18 protein-coding genes and 1 pseudogene are annotated in these 12,154 nt (G+C 60.0%); 10 read left to right on the top strand and 9 right to left on the bottom strand.

Annotated elements, in window-relative coordinates:
- Positions 1-6: 6 nt before the first annotated feature.
- The 3 genes and pseudogenes from KI242_RS20855 to KI242_RS20845 form a co-directional block, all read right to left on the bottom strand.
- A pseudogene (locus KI242_RS20855) lies at positions 7-2,075 on the bottom strand (DNA cytosine methyltransferase).
- A 54-nt stretch (positions 2,076-2,129) separates the two neighbouring features.
- The gene (locus KI242_RS20850) at positions 2,130-2,306 is read right to left on the bottom strand and encodes a hypothetical protein (protein WP_212805530.1); all 177 of its coding nucleotides are present in this window, start codon (positions 2,304-2,306) and stop codon (positions 2,130-2,132) included.
- A 275-nt stretch (positions 2,307-2,581) separates the two neighbouring features.
- Positions 2,582-3,340: a hypothetical protein gene (locus KI242_RS20845; RefSeq protein ID WP_212805529.1), complete on the bottom strand. Its 759-nt coding sequence runs from the start codon at positions 3,338-3,340 to the stop codon at positions 2,582-2,584.
- A gap of 104 nt (positions 3,341-3,444) precedes the next feature.
- Between KI242_RS20845 and KI242_RS20840 the strand changes: the two genes are divergently transcribed.
- Complete coding sequence (locus KI242_RS20840) at positions 3,445-3,705, top strand: hypothetical protein (RefSeq protein ID WP_212805528.1); 261 nt, start codon at positions 3,445-3,447, stop codon at positions 3,703-3,705.
- Here the strand turns inward: KI242_RS20840 and KI242_RS20835 are convergent.
- The 6 genes from KI242_RS20835 to KI242_RS32010 all read right to left on the bottom strand — a co-directional run bounded on the left by KI242_RS20835 (position 3,702) and on the right by KI242_RS32010 (position 6,962).
- Positions 3,702-4,067 carry a hypothetical protein gene (locus KI242_RS20835; RefSeq protein ID WP_212805527.1) on the bottom strand — a complete coding sequence of 122 codons (366 nt, stop codon included), beginning with the start codon at positions 4,065-4,067 and terminating at the stop codon, positions 3,702-3,704. The genes KI242_RS20840 and KI242_RS20835 overlap by 4 nt on opposite strands.
- An 81-nt stretch (positions 4,068-4,148) precedes the next feature.
- The gene (locus KI242_RS20830; protein WP_212805526.1) at positions 4,149-4,463 is read right to left on the bottom strand and encodes a hypothetical protein; all 315 of its coding nucleotides are present in this window, start codon (positions 4,461-4,463) and stop codon (positions 4,149-4,151) included.
- Positions 4,460-4,732 carry a hypothetical protein gene (locus tag KI242_RS20825; RefSeq protein ID WP_244868151.1) on the bottom strand — a complete coding sequence of 91 codons (273 nt, stop codon included), beginning with the start codon at positions 4,730-4,732 and terminating at the stop codon, positions 4,460-4,462. The genes KI242_RS20830 and KI242_RS20825 overlap by 4 nt, the downstream gene beginning before the upstream one ends.
- 459 nt (positions 4,733-5,191) lie before the next feature.
- A complete protein-coding gene (locus tag KI242_RS20820; protein ID WP_212805525.1) occupies positions 5,192-5,500 on the bottom strand; it encodes a helix-turn-helix transcriptional regulator in 309 nt (102 codons plus the stop codon).
- 62 nt (positions 5,501-5,562) lie between these two features.
- Positions 5,563-5,838, bottom strand: coding sequence for a hypothetical protein (locus KI242_RS20815; RefSeq protein WP_212805524.1), 276 nt, complete (start codon positions 5,836-5,838; stop codon positions 5,563-5,565).
- 359 nt (positions 5,839-6,197) lie between these two features.
- A complete protein-coding gene (locus KI242_RS32010) occupies positions 6,198-6,962 on the bottom strand; it encodes a helix-turn-helix transcriptional regulator (protein ID WP_280517136.1) in 765 nt (254 codons plus the stop codon).
- Between the two features lie 71 nt (positions 6,963-7,033).
- On the opposite strand from KI242_RS32010, the gene KI242_RS20805 reads away from it, so the two are divergent.
- The 9 genes from KI242_RS20805 (at position 7,034) to KI242_RS20765 (ending at position 12,126) form a co-directional block, all read left to right on the top strand.
- Entirely contained in the window at positions 7,034-7,288 is a 255-nt protein-coding gene (locus tag KI242_RS20805; RefSeq protein WP_348532652.1) for a Cro/CI family transcriptional regulator, read from the top strand.
- A gap of 252 nt (positions 7,289-7,540) precedes the next feature.
- The gene (locus KI242_RS20800) at positions 7,541-8,314 is read left to right on the top strand and encodes a helix-turn-helix domain-containing protein (RefSeq protein ID WP_212806395.1); all 774 of its coding nucleotides are present in this window, start codon (positions 7,541-7,543) and stop codon (positions 8,312-8,314) included.
- Positions 8,314-9,078: a replication protein P gene (locus KI242_RS20795; protein WP_212805522.1), complete on the top strand. Its 765-nt coding sequence runs from the start codon at positions 8,314-8,316 to the stop codon at positions 9,076-9,078. The genes KI242_RS20800 and KI242_RS20795 overlap by 1 nt, the downstream gene beginning before the upstream one ends.
- Positions 9,071-9,280: a hypothetical protein gene (locus KI242_RS20790; RefSeq protein ID WP_212805521.1), complete on the top strand. Its 210-nt coding sequence runs from the start codon at positions 9,071-9,073 to the stop codon at positions 9,278-9,280. Before KI242_RS20795 ends, KI242_RS20790 begins: the two co-directional genes overlap by 8 nt.
- Positions 9,277-10,575, top strand: a complete 1,299-nt coding sequence (locus KI242_RS20785; RefSeq protein ID WP_212805520.1) for a site-specific integrase — start codon at positions 9,277-9,279, stop codon at positions 10,573-10,575. The genes KI242_RS20790 and KI242_RS20785 overlap by 4 nt, the downstream gene beginning before the upstream one ends.
- Positions 10,576-10,577: 2 nt before the next feature.
- Entirely contained in the window at positions 10,578-10,781 is a 204-nt protein-coding gene (locus KI242_RS20780; RefSeq protein WP_212805519.1) for a hypothetical protein, read from the top strand.
- Positions 10,778-11,095 (top strand): hypothetical protein, encoded by a 318-nt coding sequence (locus tag KI242_RS20775; RefSeq protein ID WP_212805518.1) that lies wholly within the window; start codon positions 10,778-10,780, stop codon positions 11,093-11,095. The genes KI242_RS20780 and KI242_RS20775 overlap by 4 nt, the downstream gene beginning before the upstream one ends.
- 3 nt (positions 11,096-11,098) lie before the next feature.
- Complete coding sequence (locus tag KI242_RS20770) at positions 11,099-11,482, top strand: antiterminator Q family protein (protein ID WP_212805517.1); 384 nt, start codon at positions 11,099-11,101, stop codon at positions 11,480-11,482.
- 320 nt (positions 11,483-11,802) lie between these two features.
- Complete coding sequence (locus KI242_RS20765) at positions 11,803-12,126, top strand: phage holin, lambda family (protein ID WP_212805516.1); 324 nt, start codon at positions 11,803-11,805, stop codon at positions 12,124-12,126.
- The last annotated feature ends 28 nt before the right edge of the window (positions 12,127-12,154 follow it).

The following is a 12,154-nucleotide window of genomic DNA, read 5'->3' as shown; positions in this document are numbered from 1 at the left end:
TTGTGTTTAGGCGGCCACTGATTGAAAAGATGCCAATCGCCAAGGATCGTTGGCCTTGGCCAGTGCAGCCATCGGCGGCGGGCTGACACTGTTGCCGCACATGTGTACCTGCTGGGTTTTGGTGAATGGCTTGCCGTCGGCACCGTGGCTGATGATGTAGTCGGCGGGGAAGCCCTGAGCCTTGTACAGCTCAGAGGGCTGCAGCATCCGCAGACAGATATCGACGATCACATAGGGCGTGCCCTTGATGGTGACAGTGACCAGGCCCAGCCGATCTTTGGTGGTGATGGTTGGTGCTGGCTCGTCCACGCCCTGGCCAACGCTGGCGCTGTAGTAGCTGATCAGGAATGCCGCGACCCGCAGGGCTCCAGCTTCAACTTCAGGTGAGAGCTGCAGCTCGACCAGCGAGCTCTTGCCGCCACCGCCGGCTGTTATGGTTGGTGCTGGCTCGTCCACGCCTTGGCCGACGCTGGCGCCGAACTGGCGCTCCATGAAGGCGGTGACCAGCCCGTGGTGAGTGCCCCCGGCGCTGATCGTGTGCAGGGGATCACCAGCATCCCGCGCATCGCAGTTACCGCGCAGGTGCACCAGGTTTGCCGTCACCAGCTGTTGCTGGCTGCCGGTGTTGGTAACCGTGGTCATTGGGGCTTCGACGCTTTTGGCATGCGTGGCGTTGAAGCCGCCATTCATCTGGGCCATGAACACCGTTGAGATACCCATAGCGTGGGCGGCGCCGGCCGGGCGCTGGTAGTTGCCGCCGCTGGTAATGGTCGGCAGCGGTTCGTCGAGCGCTTTGCCTTCGTCCGCGAACCGGAACTTCACCAGGTGAGCGGCTGCAACTGAATGCCCGCCGCTGGCTGTCACCGTCCCCAGCGGGGCGCCGGCAAACTTGCTGCCGTCGCCCCAGCGTTGAACACCGCCAGGCTTCCCTTCGCCATGCGCAGCAGTGACCATCACCGGACTGATCAACGTCAGCTCGCCGCGATTCGCGCAGGTCACAGTCGGCAGCGGGGCGGACGGGTCGTTGATGCGATCGCTGCCCTGGTGCGTTGCTGGCGCGATGATCGGGCTGGCCATGGCGAACGATCCGCCACGGGGCCAGGACGTCACGGTCCGCAGCGGCTCATGGGCTGACTGCACGCTGTCGCCGGACCAGTTCGCAATAGGCACGATGAACGGGTCAGCAGCATCGAGGACGAATTTCTTCATGCCCTTGGCGATTCGCCGCAGGGTGGCTGGTGCCAGAGGCTTGGGCCGGTCGAAGATGCTTTTGCTCGGGATGGTCCAGTCGATGCACTCGGCTGCGGTGCGCCACTTCTTCTGGCCCTTGGCCGGGTTCTTGGCATGGGTTGGCTCTGGCCACACGATGGGCTGGCCGTCGCAGCGGGCGATCATGAACAGGCGTTCCCGGCTGGTCGGTGCGCCGAAGTCGCACGCCTTGATCACGCGCCACTCGACGGCATAGCCCAGGCGTTGCAGTTCGGCGACGAACACGGCCCAGGTTCGCCCGCGCCGGGCTGGATCTGGTACCAGGAACTGCTGGTGGACCGGAACAACCTCCCCAGGGGCAGCCACACGGCCACCCAGTTTCACTACCCGCCCAGTGGCTTTGTCACGCTTGGCCACCAGGGGCCCCACTGCAGGATCTGCTTGACGTTCTCCAGGCTGATCACCCGGGGCTTTTTCTTGCCTGCCCATTTGAGGCCGATCCACGACAGGTTACGGATCTCGCGCTTGCGTGGTTGTCCGCCGGCGGCCTGGCTGTGGTGTGTGCAGTCCGGCGACATGTGGAACCAGCCTACGGCCTTGCCGCCGCATTCGGTGTCCGGATCACCGTCGAACACGTCGGTAGTGTAGTGCACGGCGCCGGGGTGATTCACGGTGTGCATGCTGATCGCTGCTGGGCTGTGGTTCTTCGCAACGTTCACCGCTCGGCCCAGGCCCATTTCTAGGCCAGTACCGGCGCCGCCACCCCCGCAGAAGAAGTCGACAACGATCTCATCGTCCTGAGGGCTGAAACCGAGTCCGTATTGGGTTTTGAAATCGAAGGGGTGTTTCTTCTGTTGTGCGGACATAGGGGATCCTCGCCTTTGGCGTGATTCGTGAAGGTTTTGAAGAGGAAGTGGTGGCTACAGCGAGACTTCGCCGGTATCGATCTTGCGGAGTTCGAGCACTTCGATTTTCGACGTGCCGTCGGTGATCACCCAGCAGGGCAGCTCAAGGTTTCGAAAGGTGCCGTGGTAGTTCCGGTACGCGCCAAGCGCGGCCTTGAGGAAGGAATCGGCTACGACCTTGCCGATCGGCATCGGGCTGCCCCCCCCCCCAGTAGGCTCAGCTCGAAAACAGATGTGTTGGAGATGCGTTTCTCAGCTGCGCGGATGGTGCCCGGGGAAAGCTGGAACTCCCGGGCTACCTCGATCACACGCTTGTAGATCAGGGCGTCGTGGATCTGCTGGTCGCGGGCGCCGTTACGCAGGCCCGCGTAGATGACTGCTTGCATAGGTTTCCTCCAGGCAGCCGATGGCCGTGGCCTGGCTGGCGTGATCGATGGGGTGGAGTGTTGGCGGGTAGAGCGGGATGGTCAGGCCGCTTTCTCTGTGGACTGCTGGGCAATGATCGCCTTGGCGGCGTGGTTGATCAGATACAGCCGGTTGATCAGACTGTCCCGCGGTTTGTCGATGCTGATTTCCCAGTAGTCACAGCCCAGACCCAGCTCTTCGTGGTGCTCGCTCATGAGCAGGCTTGCCTGCTCGATGGATTCGACGTGTTCGGCCTCGTACAGACGATCATTCAGCTCATCCCAGAAGTCATACCCATCCTCACCAAACTCAAGCGGTTTCAGCCTCGCTTCGATCAGCTCTCGTAGCTCGCTCCAGCGGCCGGCTTCGTAACGGCGGCCATCGTTGCGCACCCACTCTGGCAGATTGCCATGCTCGTCCTCGTCGACGCGCTCACAAATCCTGTTGCACACGCCAGTCACCAGGGCGGAGCGGAAGGCGTCCTCGTCGAATTCGCGCTCCTGGCAGTTCCGCTCCAGCTTCGAGTGGATGTAGTAGCCGATGTCGTCACCAGCGAGGAACTCGATGCCGTAGGACAGGCCAACACTGAAGGTCAGGCCATCGATGTCGCCGACAGTGGCGATGCCGAAGCGCGTCATGAGGATGTCGAAGGCGTAGCAGTTGGTTCCAGGTGCTTTGCAGCGCCAAGCCTTCAGCTGATCGGTGTCGGCCAGGACTGTGTACTGGTGATCCTTCAGGCACTCCGCGGCACGCTCACGGCGCTTGGCTTCTTCAGCTTTGCGCTTAGCGATCCATTCCTGATGGCGTTGTTCGTCGTTCATGCCTTTCTCCATGCATGCGCCACCCTCCGTGGACGGTGGTGGCAATTTGGTTTGGGTTGGGGTATTACGGGTTACCGGCGTCGGGCCGGGCCAGGGAGAGCGGGATGAACATTCAAGAATGGGACATTGAGTTGGCGGACGTTGTGTCGCTGAACTTTTACGACATCATCACCGTCCAGCTCACCGATGGCAGAGAGATACCGATCTGGTCCAAAGACAGTGAGCATCGTCTTGGCGAGGCGGATCCAGACTCGTTCAAATTGGTCTTCATTTCAAAGATGCCAATTTCCATAAAGCAAGCCGAATCCCTTCAAAACTCTCTTCGTGGGCGGATTCAACGAGGGTGGTACCACCAGATCCACTAAGGCGGCTTCAGGACATCGTCCTCCGGCTCTGGCGGATCGTCGGCGAGCGACTTCATCCCTGCCGCCCGAATTAGTCGCGACACCTTTTCGCTAACGACAATAGGTGTCGTGACACATCGCAGCATCGCGGCCTGAGTCTCAAAGTTTGCGCCGATGAGGTTGATCAGGAGGCGCTGGTGGATGTCCTGCTGATTGTTGATACCGTGGGCCTTCATGACCCTCTTGAGGTCACGCTTGAAAACACCGGCTACCTCAATCGTGAACTTCTCGACGCCAAAGGCGACGTTCCTGGCCGCTTCCTTCTCGCGCTTCCTGCGCTGCTTGATGGCTTCCGCCGTTGGCTGTTGTTCTTCCTCGGCCATGGCCGCTCTCTCCAACTTCATGTGCTGGTAAATCCAGCCAGGTCTGCCGGCGCCGGCCGGCTGTCCTGGAGCTGATTCGTCTCAAGTTGTGCCCTCGATGGGTATGTTGTTCTCGGCGGCGATCATCAGAACGCGCTGGACGCGAACCGACATCTTCGTGCCGATCTGCGTTGCGTTAAGCCCGCTCTCGGCGTGCTTGCGCACCTCGGGAGCCAGCCGTGCACGCTCGGCCTTTAGGCGCTCATGATGTGCTGTTGCGCCGAACCCGACCTTTTCCCCGCTGACGCCCTGGGCGACCTGTTGCGCGGTGCCGCCGCGGCTGAAGAACTGGTCGAGCTGGCGATTCAACTCGTTGACGATCGCGTCCCGCGGATTTGGTTGTGGTTGGCCGATCATTTGCCCCAGCCCTCGATGTTGACCTTTGCGCCGTCGGCGCGTGCTTCCAGCACCTGCGCGAGGTTGATCGCTGCCCTCCAGCTGAAGCGAAAACCCTTCACGCGACCGGTCTCGATCTCAATTACGTGATAGGCATTAACGCCCTTGTTCACGACCTGGTAACGCACTGCGCGTTCTGGGGCCGGCTTATTGATCATCCCGTAGAAGGCGGCGGTGGCTACATTAGCGCGGATGCGAAGGGCGTTCATGCCGTCGATACGAGCTTGCATGGCTGGGTGCATTGGCAGTTCCTCTATTGGGAATCAGGGTTGCGATTACTCGTCAGCACTCTGGCCGGCTGCTGGTTGCCGATGGGCGCAGGGGATAGTGCTGACGAGTAATGGCAGGCGAAAAAAAGCCCGGGGTTAGCCGGGCTTTCGTTGCGTCACGTATGCCCCCATATGTGAGCGCAGGAAGGCACTTAGTTATCTACTTCATGGCTGAATCCTCCGGCTGGATTGAACCGGTGCACAATCTGCACGGGTTGGTACTGGGTAATGCAGGGGGCCGCTCTCGCGGTGTGTTCTCGTCCGCATTGGGGTGTGATCTGTCCGGGGCTCAACCGGCATTGAGCGGATGGAGCAGCCCTGAAGACTACCTGTTGGCACATCCGCCGCCCGAGGCTTGGCCTCAGATCACACCCCGATACGGCCTGGCCGATGCACAGCGCCAGGCGCTCGGGCCCACCCTTAAGCGATGAACACGCCATTCTGTGATTCCTCAGTCGGCCGATGCTGAGGGTCCGGGCAGACAGCCTGACCTACGATGATCTCCCGCCGCATGGCCTCCGCGACCAGCGCCGCCTGGCGAGTCACGCCCAGCTTGAACATGGCGCTGGAAATGCGCTTAGCCACCGTCCCTGGCTCAACGCCGAAAGCCCTGGCGATTTGCTTTGCTGTAAACCCCTGGGCCACGGACAGCAGAAACTGCAGCTCTCGCGGCGCCAGGCCTCGGCCAAGATGGCCAATCCATTTGCCGCTCTTGATTATCGAATCCATGTTGCGTCCTCTCGGTTATTTTCCCGCTGCCACCGATCCGGTGGCAGGAGTGAAAAGGTCCTTCATGCTGCGGAGTCGTTCGTTATCCATTCGCTGATATCCGCGTGTGTTAACTCGGTGCGCTTCTTCGCGGGGAGGTGCAGCTCTACGACTTCCAGGCCGCCAAAGCCGCGGCGATTCTCGGATTTAGCGAGGTCGTGGCGCTTGGTTACTGCAGCGAAGAACGTTCTGTGGGAGCTGATGACCACGTTGTTGGCCGTGGTGTCGATCACATAGAGGGTCATGTTGTAATTCCTAGGCTGGTTGTTTTCCCAATGCACCTGGGTAACCAGGTGCATCAGTGAAAAATCCTTGCTGGCCGGCGATCAGCTGCTGGCTACGTTCTCGCTGGCCTTCTTCGTGTTGTTCCTCCAGCCGCGACCCTGGTCCGCCGGATAACTTGTTTCGGTGCTTTACGCTGCACACCCGGGTCAGTTGCCAACCCTCTGAACCGTTGAGGCCGGTTCATCGCTGCCCTGTTGCCGGCCTTGACGGCCTCTTGAGGTCCTCTGCGGCGCCTCGATATGGGTCTAGTAAACGCCATGTTTATAAACACGTCAACACCATTCGTTTATTTTGTTTATTTCAAGGAGGGCGGAGCAGAAATGCAGGCACAAAAAAGCCCGCACTAGGCGGGCTTGGCTGTGGCGCTAAAAATTCACCAGAGCACTGATGACCAGAATACTTTCCCCTTGATATGGATGTTCTGATCAACCATCTCCTGGGCGGTGTATTCCTCATCCGGGTGCTCGTCCCGGTTGAAGCTCCGCATACGGATACCCCCGCCTGGTAAGCGATAGAGGGTTTTTACCCGCAGCTGGCCGTCATGGTCGACCGCGTACATCTTGCCATCAGTGATGGTTGTGCACCCCTGATCTACACCTACTGTGCTCTTATCGGGGAGAACTGGCTCCATGCTGTTGCCACTGACCGTCACGCAAACAGCATCCTCTGGCTGCACGCCTTGACGCCTTAGGGTCAGCCTGCCGAATCGCAGCTTCTGCTTATGTGACTGTTCCACGACTGTTCGACCACTTCCGGCGGATAGCTCAACTTCCTTGAGGAACGGCACATACACCTCATCTTTGTCCAGCGGGGTGTCGTCGTCCCAGGCATCGATTGGCCCGAGCAGAGTTGCGTTTTCCAGGTTTGGAATAATTTGGTCCTGGCGTATTGCGCTCAGCAATTGCGGGCTGGTGTAGAGCAAATCCATTTCCCCTTCTCCTTCCATAAGCCACTCAGGGCGAACTGAGAGGGTGGTGCAGACCCTGTGCAGATTTTTCCCGGGTACACCTCTAGACAGCCAGTTGTTTAAGGCCTGCGGGGATATGGCGAGAGCATCAGCCATCACCTTAGGAGTGATGCCTCGTTTGGTCATGAGCAGGCGGAGCCTGTCACCTGAATTCTCGGTAGTCATAAACATGGAGTTTACGTGGGTTGCCTTGTTTATTAAATAAACGTATCGTTGACTTGTGTTTATTCGCCTAGGGCGGAATGTTTATGCAAATCACCCCTCTTGAGCGCGCTATCCGGGCGGCTGGAACAGGTAGGGCCTTAGCTGATCTGCTGGGTGTCACTCCAATGGCTGTTTCTTACTGGAAGTCGAGAGGCGTACCTGCACGCCAGGCGATTCCAATTGAGAAGGCAACTGGTGTGTCGCGATACGACCTGAGACCAGACCTTTATCCCGTAGAGGATGAGGCTCAGCCAGTGGTGAGCATTATGGGCGACCTGGCCTCGAGCCAGTAGTGAGCTCGTCCAGCTGTTTAGGCATCCAGTACCTAAATCGCAGGCATAAAAAAACCGCCTGGCGGGGCGGCTTCTTCAACAGCAACAACTTGTGAGGTCGATTATGCGCAGCCAGATGCCAGCGGGCAATGCTTGCAGTGTCACGACACCTTTTCTCGGCCATTCAAAAGTGTCGCATGCGGCGATGTCTTCCTGTGAAGTTACCGCCCTTGCACCACAACATCAAGGATCTATGCCGTGAGCGTCCAAGCAATGACCTGGGCGCTTGCGCTGCCCAAAGCTTCGCTAGAAAACCCGGCCGCCCGGCATGTTCTGCTGTGCCTGGCCAATTACGCCGGCAGCGATGGCCGTGGCGCCTTTCCTTCGGCGCTGACCCTGGCCAATGACACCGGCCTGTCTGAGCGCACCGTCCGCCTGAAGCTGGACGAGTTGGAAGCCCAGGGGTGGATCACGGAAGGCAACCAAGCAGTGGCCGCGGCCTACATCGATCGTCGTGATCGTCGGCCTGTTGTCTATGACCTCCAGTTGTCACGGGGTGCAAATGCTGCACCCCGTCAAAAACGGGGTGCAGATGAAGGCACGGGGTGCAGCTCGCAGCAGAACGGGGTGCAGATGACGGCAGAACGGGGTGCAGCAGCTGCACCCAATCCGTCACTTAACCATCAATTACCCGAAGAGCAGCTGCAGCGCGAGATTGAGGCCGCTGTCATCGAGCAAAACAGTGCTGCCATCGAGCAACAGGATGATCGCCAGCGCTTCGCCATGTTTCCCACCTGGGTGCCAAGCGAGAAAGCGCTATCGGATCAGATCGCCATTGCAGGGCTCCCTGTCGATTGCGTGCCAGACGAAGCGGTTCGCAAATTCAAAGGTTTTCACTGCGCCAAGCCCAACACCTTCGATTCTAGTGCCGGCTGGTGCTACCGACTGGTCCAGTGGGTGAAGCGGGAGCGCGTGAGGGCTGAGGGTAAGGGGCAGGTGCCTGATTTCAACGACACAAGCTGGGCCGATGATTTGGGGGATATGTGATGGAATCCAAAGCGCCACGTAACGCCAATCAGCTTTTGAGCAGTATGGGTAACCTGCCGCCCGTTTCGCTGGTTCAGCCGAAACAGCTGCCCCCGGGCACGGCCGACGTAGTGAACGCATTGTTCAAGGAACTGCAGGCCATTTTCCCAGCCTGGAAACAGGCGTGGCCGGATGATGACGCACTCAAGGCAGCCAAGCGCAGCTGGATCAAGGCGTTCATCGCTGCGGGAATCAACAGCCTGGAGCAGATTCGATACGGTCTGCAGAACTGCCGGCAAGTTGGTGGAGACTTCGCGCCCAGTGTTGGCAAGTTCATCAAGTGGTGCCTTCCTACGCCGGAGATGCTGGGCATCCCGGCGCACGACAAGGCGTTTCGGGAGGCTCTGGAGAATTCACACCCCAGCCGATTCGGCGAGCGCGCCTGGTCGCACCCAGCTGTGCGCCATGCGGCGCTCCAATGCGAAATCCATAACCTCGGTGACCAGATTCCCGAGAAAGCCAGCAAGGTATTCGATCGCGCTTACGACATCACCATTCGCCGCCTGGTGCAGGGTCTGCCACTGGAAGATATCGCCGTTGGCATTGGTCATGACAGCCAGAAAACGGCAGCGGAGTCGGCCGCAGAGCTGACTGAGCGTGTTGCACTGGCGCAGGTTCGTAGGATGGGCATTCCGGCGGATGGCCAGACAGCCCGGGAACAGCTGCTACGGAGATTCGGTTTGACGCCTTCCTCGCGGGTTGTAGGTGGATCCAGTCATGCCTGATCGCCGTCTCGCCATCCCAGACCCCCAGCAGTATCGGTTCGCGGTGTACTGCTGCTCTTTCAAACTCGACCTCGGCGATCTTCCTGATCATGCCATGGCGCTGTTCCCTGATCGCGGGATGGCCACTCGGTATGGCGCCTGGATGTGGCCGACGACTTTTCAGGTGGTCGACCTGCAGGCCCATAAGGAGGCCGATCGATGAACACTCAAATCCAGACGCTGACGGTGAAGCTGTCGGACGCTGAAATCCAGCGCAAGGCGAGGCTTGGGCATGTGCGCGATCTGCGCGATGCCAGTCACCCAGCATTGCATTTTCGCTATTGGAAGAACCGGGCCCGGGGCACTTGGTACTTGCTCAGCAAGCGCGGCTGGTATCGCATCGGCTCGTTCCCTGAGCTGGGCACAAAGCAAGTAGTTGCGGCGCTTCCTGACATTCGCCTGCGGGTCGGCGCCGATGCGGGGGCAGGGATCTCCCAATGGGCCACCACGGGCGAGCTGCTTACCTGGTACGCCGAGCGGATGGCCCGTGATCGCAACCTTTCCAGCAAACGCAAGAACACCGCCGCTTCGGTGATGAAATGCCACCTGCTCCCGCGCCTGGGGGATCTCCCTCTGATCAGCGTCACCAAGGCTCAGCTGGATGACCGGCTCATGTGGCCGATGCAGGAAAGCATCTCCATCGACTACGTGCGGCTGGCGTTCCAGCTGCTGGCCCTGGCCTTCCGGCAGGCCCTCAAGCTTGGCCTCATCCAGGCTAACCCGATGGCTGGGATCAAGTTCAGCGACTTCTCCAAGGCCAAGGTCGGCGTCAAGCCTTCTCGGTTGCGGGTGAGTACCGACCTGCCGTACCTGCTGGAGCTGTTCGAGTCGCACCTGCGGTCCGATCCGGCTGGTGGTCTGCTGGCCCTGATGATGCTCTGTCATGGCACCCGGATCGGCGAGACGCGGCAGGCTCGCTGGTCGCACATCGCGCTGGCCGAGCGTGAGTGGTTCATTCCGGCCGAACACACCAAGACAGGCGTCGAGCATCACCTGCCACTGACCGAGCAGGTGTGCGCGATCCTGGTCCGCTACCGCGAAGGGCAGCGCGCCGGCGGCTATGAAGGTCAGTACCTGTTCCCGGCACGCAACGGCAAGCCCTTGAGCGAGGGCCAGGCCTGCGCCGTGTTCTCGCGCCTGGGGCAGGGTGAATGGACCAGCCACGATCTACGCAAGGTGGCCCGTACTGGCTGGGCAGACCTGGGTATCGATCACCTGGTGGGTGAGCTGCTGATCAATCACGCGATGGGCCACAACGTGAAGGTTTACATCCAGTCCGACGTGATGGCGCGCAAACGTGATGCCCTGGAGCAGTGGCACGCCCATCTAGATCAGAAGGGTTTTGCCCTGATTCACGGCTTGACTGGTGTTAGATCTGGAAATTCCGGTAAATCGCTGGAAGCCGCGCAGGACAAGGGCCGCAAGGCCATTCAAGAAACAACCATAGGCGAGGTTTAAAAATGATGATTTTGCTTGAAAGGCACACCGGCCTCGCCGTAAATCCCGCCGATGTGAGCTCGGTAGTGATCCGCAGTTCGAACGGCTGGCAGGTGCTCGACGTGAAGATGTCGACGGGTGAGCGGCACCAGGTGCGGCACACCGCCCACTGTTTCGACGGTGACGACATCTATGCCGTGCACAAGCAGCTGCTGGAGGCCAAATGAAGAAGACACACGGCCCAGCATTCCGCGCCGCCCTGCTGGACCTGGCCAAGTGCCCGGCATGCCATGGTCGAGCAGTGATCAAGGGCGTCTTCCATGAGCTGGCCTGCGTGCAGTGCAACGCCTCGGGCTGGGTCACTGCTGATACCGGTGAGGTCCTGCCGCTGGAAGTGCTGGTGACGCAGTTGAGCATCCGGCTCCAGGCCGCCGAGCATCAAATCGCACAGTTCAACAGCACCAGCCCAGCAGGGGTTGAAGCGCAATACAACGAGAACAACCGCCGCGGCGCCGGCGGCACCAACTACACAGGGGATTAAGTCATGATGATTCGCAAGCCGTTGCACCGTCCTCTGGGCGATACAGAACACATGCTGGAGCAATGGGGCTGGTGGCGTATGGATGGAATGGGTATCCCCAGTTACGCCTCGCCAATGCTGGCCGTGATGCGAGACGCAATGCCTGTAGCTTCCAAGTCCTACACCATCACCGACGAACTGGCAGGCGCTGTAGACGCAGCCCTGGCCCGGCTCTGCAAGCGGGATCAGCAGATGGGCGACATGATCTGGCTCTACTACGGGGCCAAGTGGCCAGCAATTCGGGTTGGCCGTCATTACCAGGTGAGCGAGATGAAAGCGCGGGAGCTGATCAAGGCCGGCGTGGCCTGGATTGACTGCGTTCTTGAGTCTATTCGAGAGGCAGCTTAAAAAAGGGTTGTCCATATGGAATAGCTCTGTTTTTATAGCAGGGTGTTCAGCTGTTACAGCGCGACACCACACATAAAGCCCGGCCATTGCGCTGGGCTTTTTCGTTTATGCAGATGACGCGCCCAGGCAGCTGGGCTAAGTCGGTAGTGGCGTGGATCAAAGCCGTGCGCTCCCTGATCGACTACGCGATGAGAGTCTGGGGTACGTGACCCAGCGAGCCAGACCACTAAGCCGGGTATGCACCGGTCCTCTGCACCCATTCGAGCCTCGGCAATTGCCGGGGCTTTTTCATTCGCGCTCCCAGAAAGGGAGGAATCGAGATGCCGAACATGCCTGAAAAGGATCCTGGTCTGTGGGCCGCAATGATTGCCTGGCTGGTCATGCATCAGCCGCAGCTCTACGCCGCTGGCCTATCGGTCGGTATCGCTGTCCTGCGGGTGATGTACGGCGGCGGCACACGGCGGCAGATGTACCTGGAGGGAGCGCTTTGCGGCTTGGTCACTCTGTCATTGGTGCCGCTCCTCGAGTGGATGGGCTTGCCTCAGAGCATGGCCACGTTCGCCGGCGGCGCTGTTGGCTTCCTCGGCGTCGAGAAGGTGCGCGGTTACTACGATCGCGCAGCAGCCAAGCGGGTTGAGGGCTGATGGCTTGCAGTGGGTGCGCGGCACGCCG

The sequence above is a fragment of the Pseudomonas sp. Eqa60 genome, assembly GCF_018326405.1.
In the GTDB taxonomy this organism is placed as follows: domain Bacteria; phylum Pseudomonadota; class Gammaproteobacteria; order Pseudomonadales; family Pseudomonadaceae; genus Aquipseudomonas; species Aquipseudomonas protegens.
Note: the sequence above shows the minus strand (reverse complement) of the source record. Positions and strands in the feature narration are given on the sequence as shown.

Excerpts from the sequence above, each read along its gene's own strand:
- KI242_RS20850 (WP_212805530.1), bottom strand. The coding sequence starts at position 2,306 with ATGCCGATCGGCAAGGTCGTAGCCGATTCCTTCCTCAAGGCCGCGCTT.
- KI242_RS20845 (WP_212805529.1), bottom strand. The coding sequence starts at position 3,340 with ATGAACGACGAACAACGCCATCAGGAATGGATCGCTAAGCGCAAAGCT.
- KI242_RS20840 (WP_212805528.1), top strand. The coding sequence starts at position 3,445 with ATGAACATTCAAGAATGGGACATTGAGTTGGCGGACGTTGTGTCGCTG.
- KI242_RS20835 (WP_212805527.1), bottom strand. The coding sequence starts at position 4,067 with ATGGCCGAGGAAGAACAACAGCCAACGGCGGAAGCCATCAAGCAGCGC.
- KI242_RS20830 (WP_212805526.1), bottom strand. The coding sequence starts at position 4,463 with ATGATCGGCCAACCACAACCAAATCCGCGGGACGCGATCGTCAACGAG.
- KI242_RS20825 (WP_244868151.1), bottom strand. The coding sequence starts at position 4,732 with ATGCAAGCTCGTATCGACGGCATGAACGCCCTTCGCATCCGCGCTAAT.
- KI242_RS20820 (WP_212805525.1), bottom strand. The coding sequence starts at position 5,500 with ATGGATTCGATAATCAAGAGCGGCAAATGGATTGGCCATCTTGGCCGA.
- KI242_RS20815 (WP_212805524.1), bottom strand. The coding sequence starts at position 5,838 with ATGCACCTGGTTACCCAGGTGCATTGGGAAAACAACCAGCCTAGGAAT.
- KI242_RS32010 (WP_280517136.1), bottom strand. The coding sequence starts at position 6,962 with ATGTTTATGACTACCGAGAATTCAGGTGACAGGCTCCGCCTGCTCATG.
- KI242_RS20805 (WP_348532652.1), top strand. The coding sequence starts at position 7,034 with ATGTTTATGCAAATCACCCCTCTTGAGCGCGCTATCCGGGCGGCTGGA.
- KI242_RS20800 (WP_212806395.1), top strand. The coding sequence starts at position 7,541 with ATGACCTGGGCGCTTGCGCTGCCCAAAGCTTCGCTAGAAAACCCGGCC.
- KI242_RS20795 (WP_212805522.1), top strand. The coding sequence starts at position 8,314 with ATGGAATCCAAAGCGCCACGTAACGCCAATCAGCTTTTGAGCAGTATG.
- KI242_RS20790 (WP_212805521.1), top strand. The coding sequence starts at position 9,071 with ATGCCTGATCGCCGTCTCGCCATCCCAGACCCCCAGCAGTATCGGTTC.
- KI242_RS20785 (WP_212805520.1), top strand. The coding sequence starts at position 9,277 with ATGAACACTCAAATCCAGACGCTGACGGTGAAGCTGTCGGACGCTGAA.
- KI242_RS20780 (WP_212805519.1), top strand. The coding sequence starts at position 10,578 with ATGATGATTTTGCTTGAAAGGCACACCGGCCTCGCCGTAAATCCCGCC.
- KI242_RS20775 (WP_212805518.1), top strand. The coding sequence starts at position 10,778 with ATGAAGAAGACACACGGCCCAGCATTCCGCGCCGCCCTGCTGGACCTG.
- KI242_RS20770 (WP_212805517.1), top strand. The coding sequence starts at position 11,099 with ATGATGATTCGCAAGCCGTTGCACCGTCCTCTGGGCGATACAGAACAC.
- KI242_RS20765 (WP_212805516.1), top strand. The coding sequence starts at position 11,803 with ATGCCGAACATGCCTGAAAAGGATCCTGGTCTGTGGGCCGCAATGATT.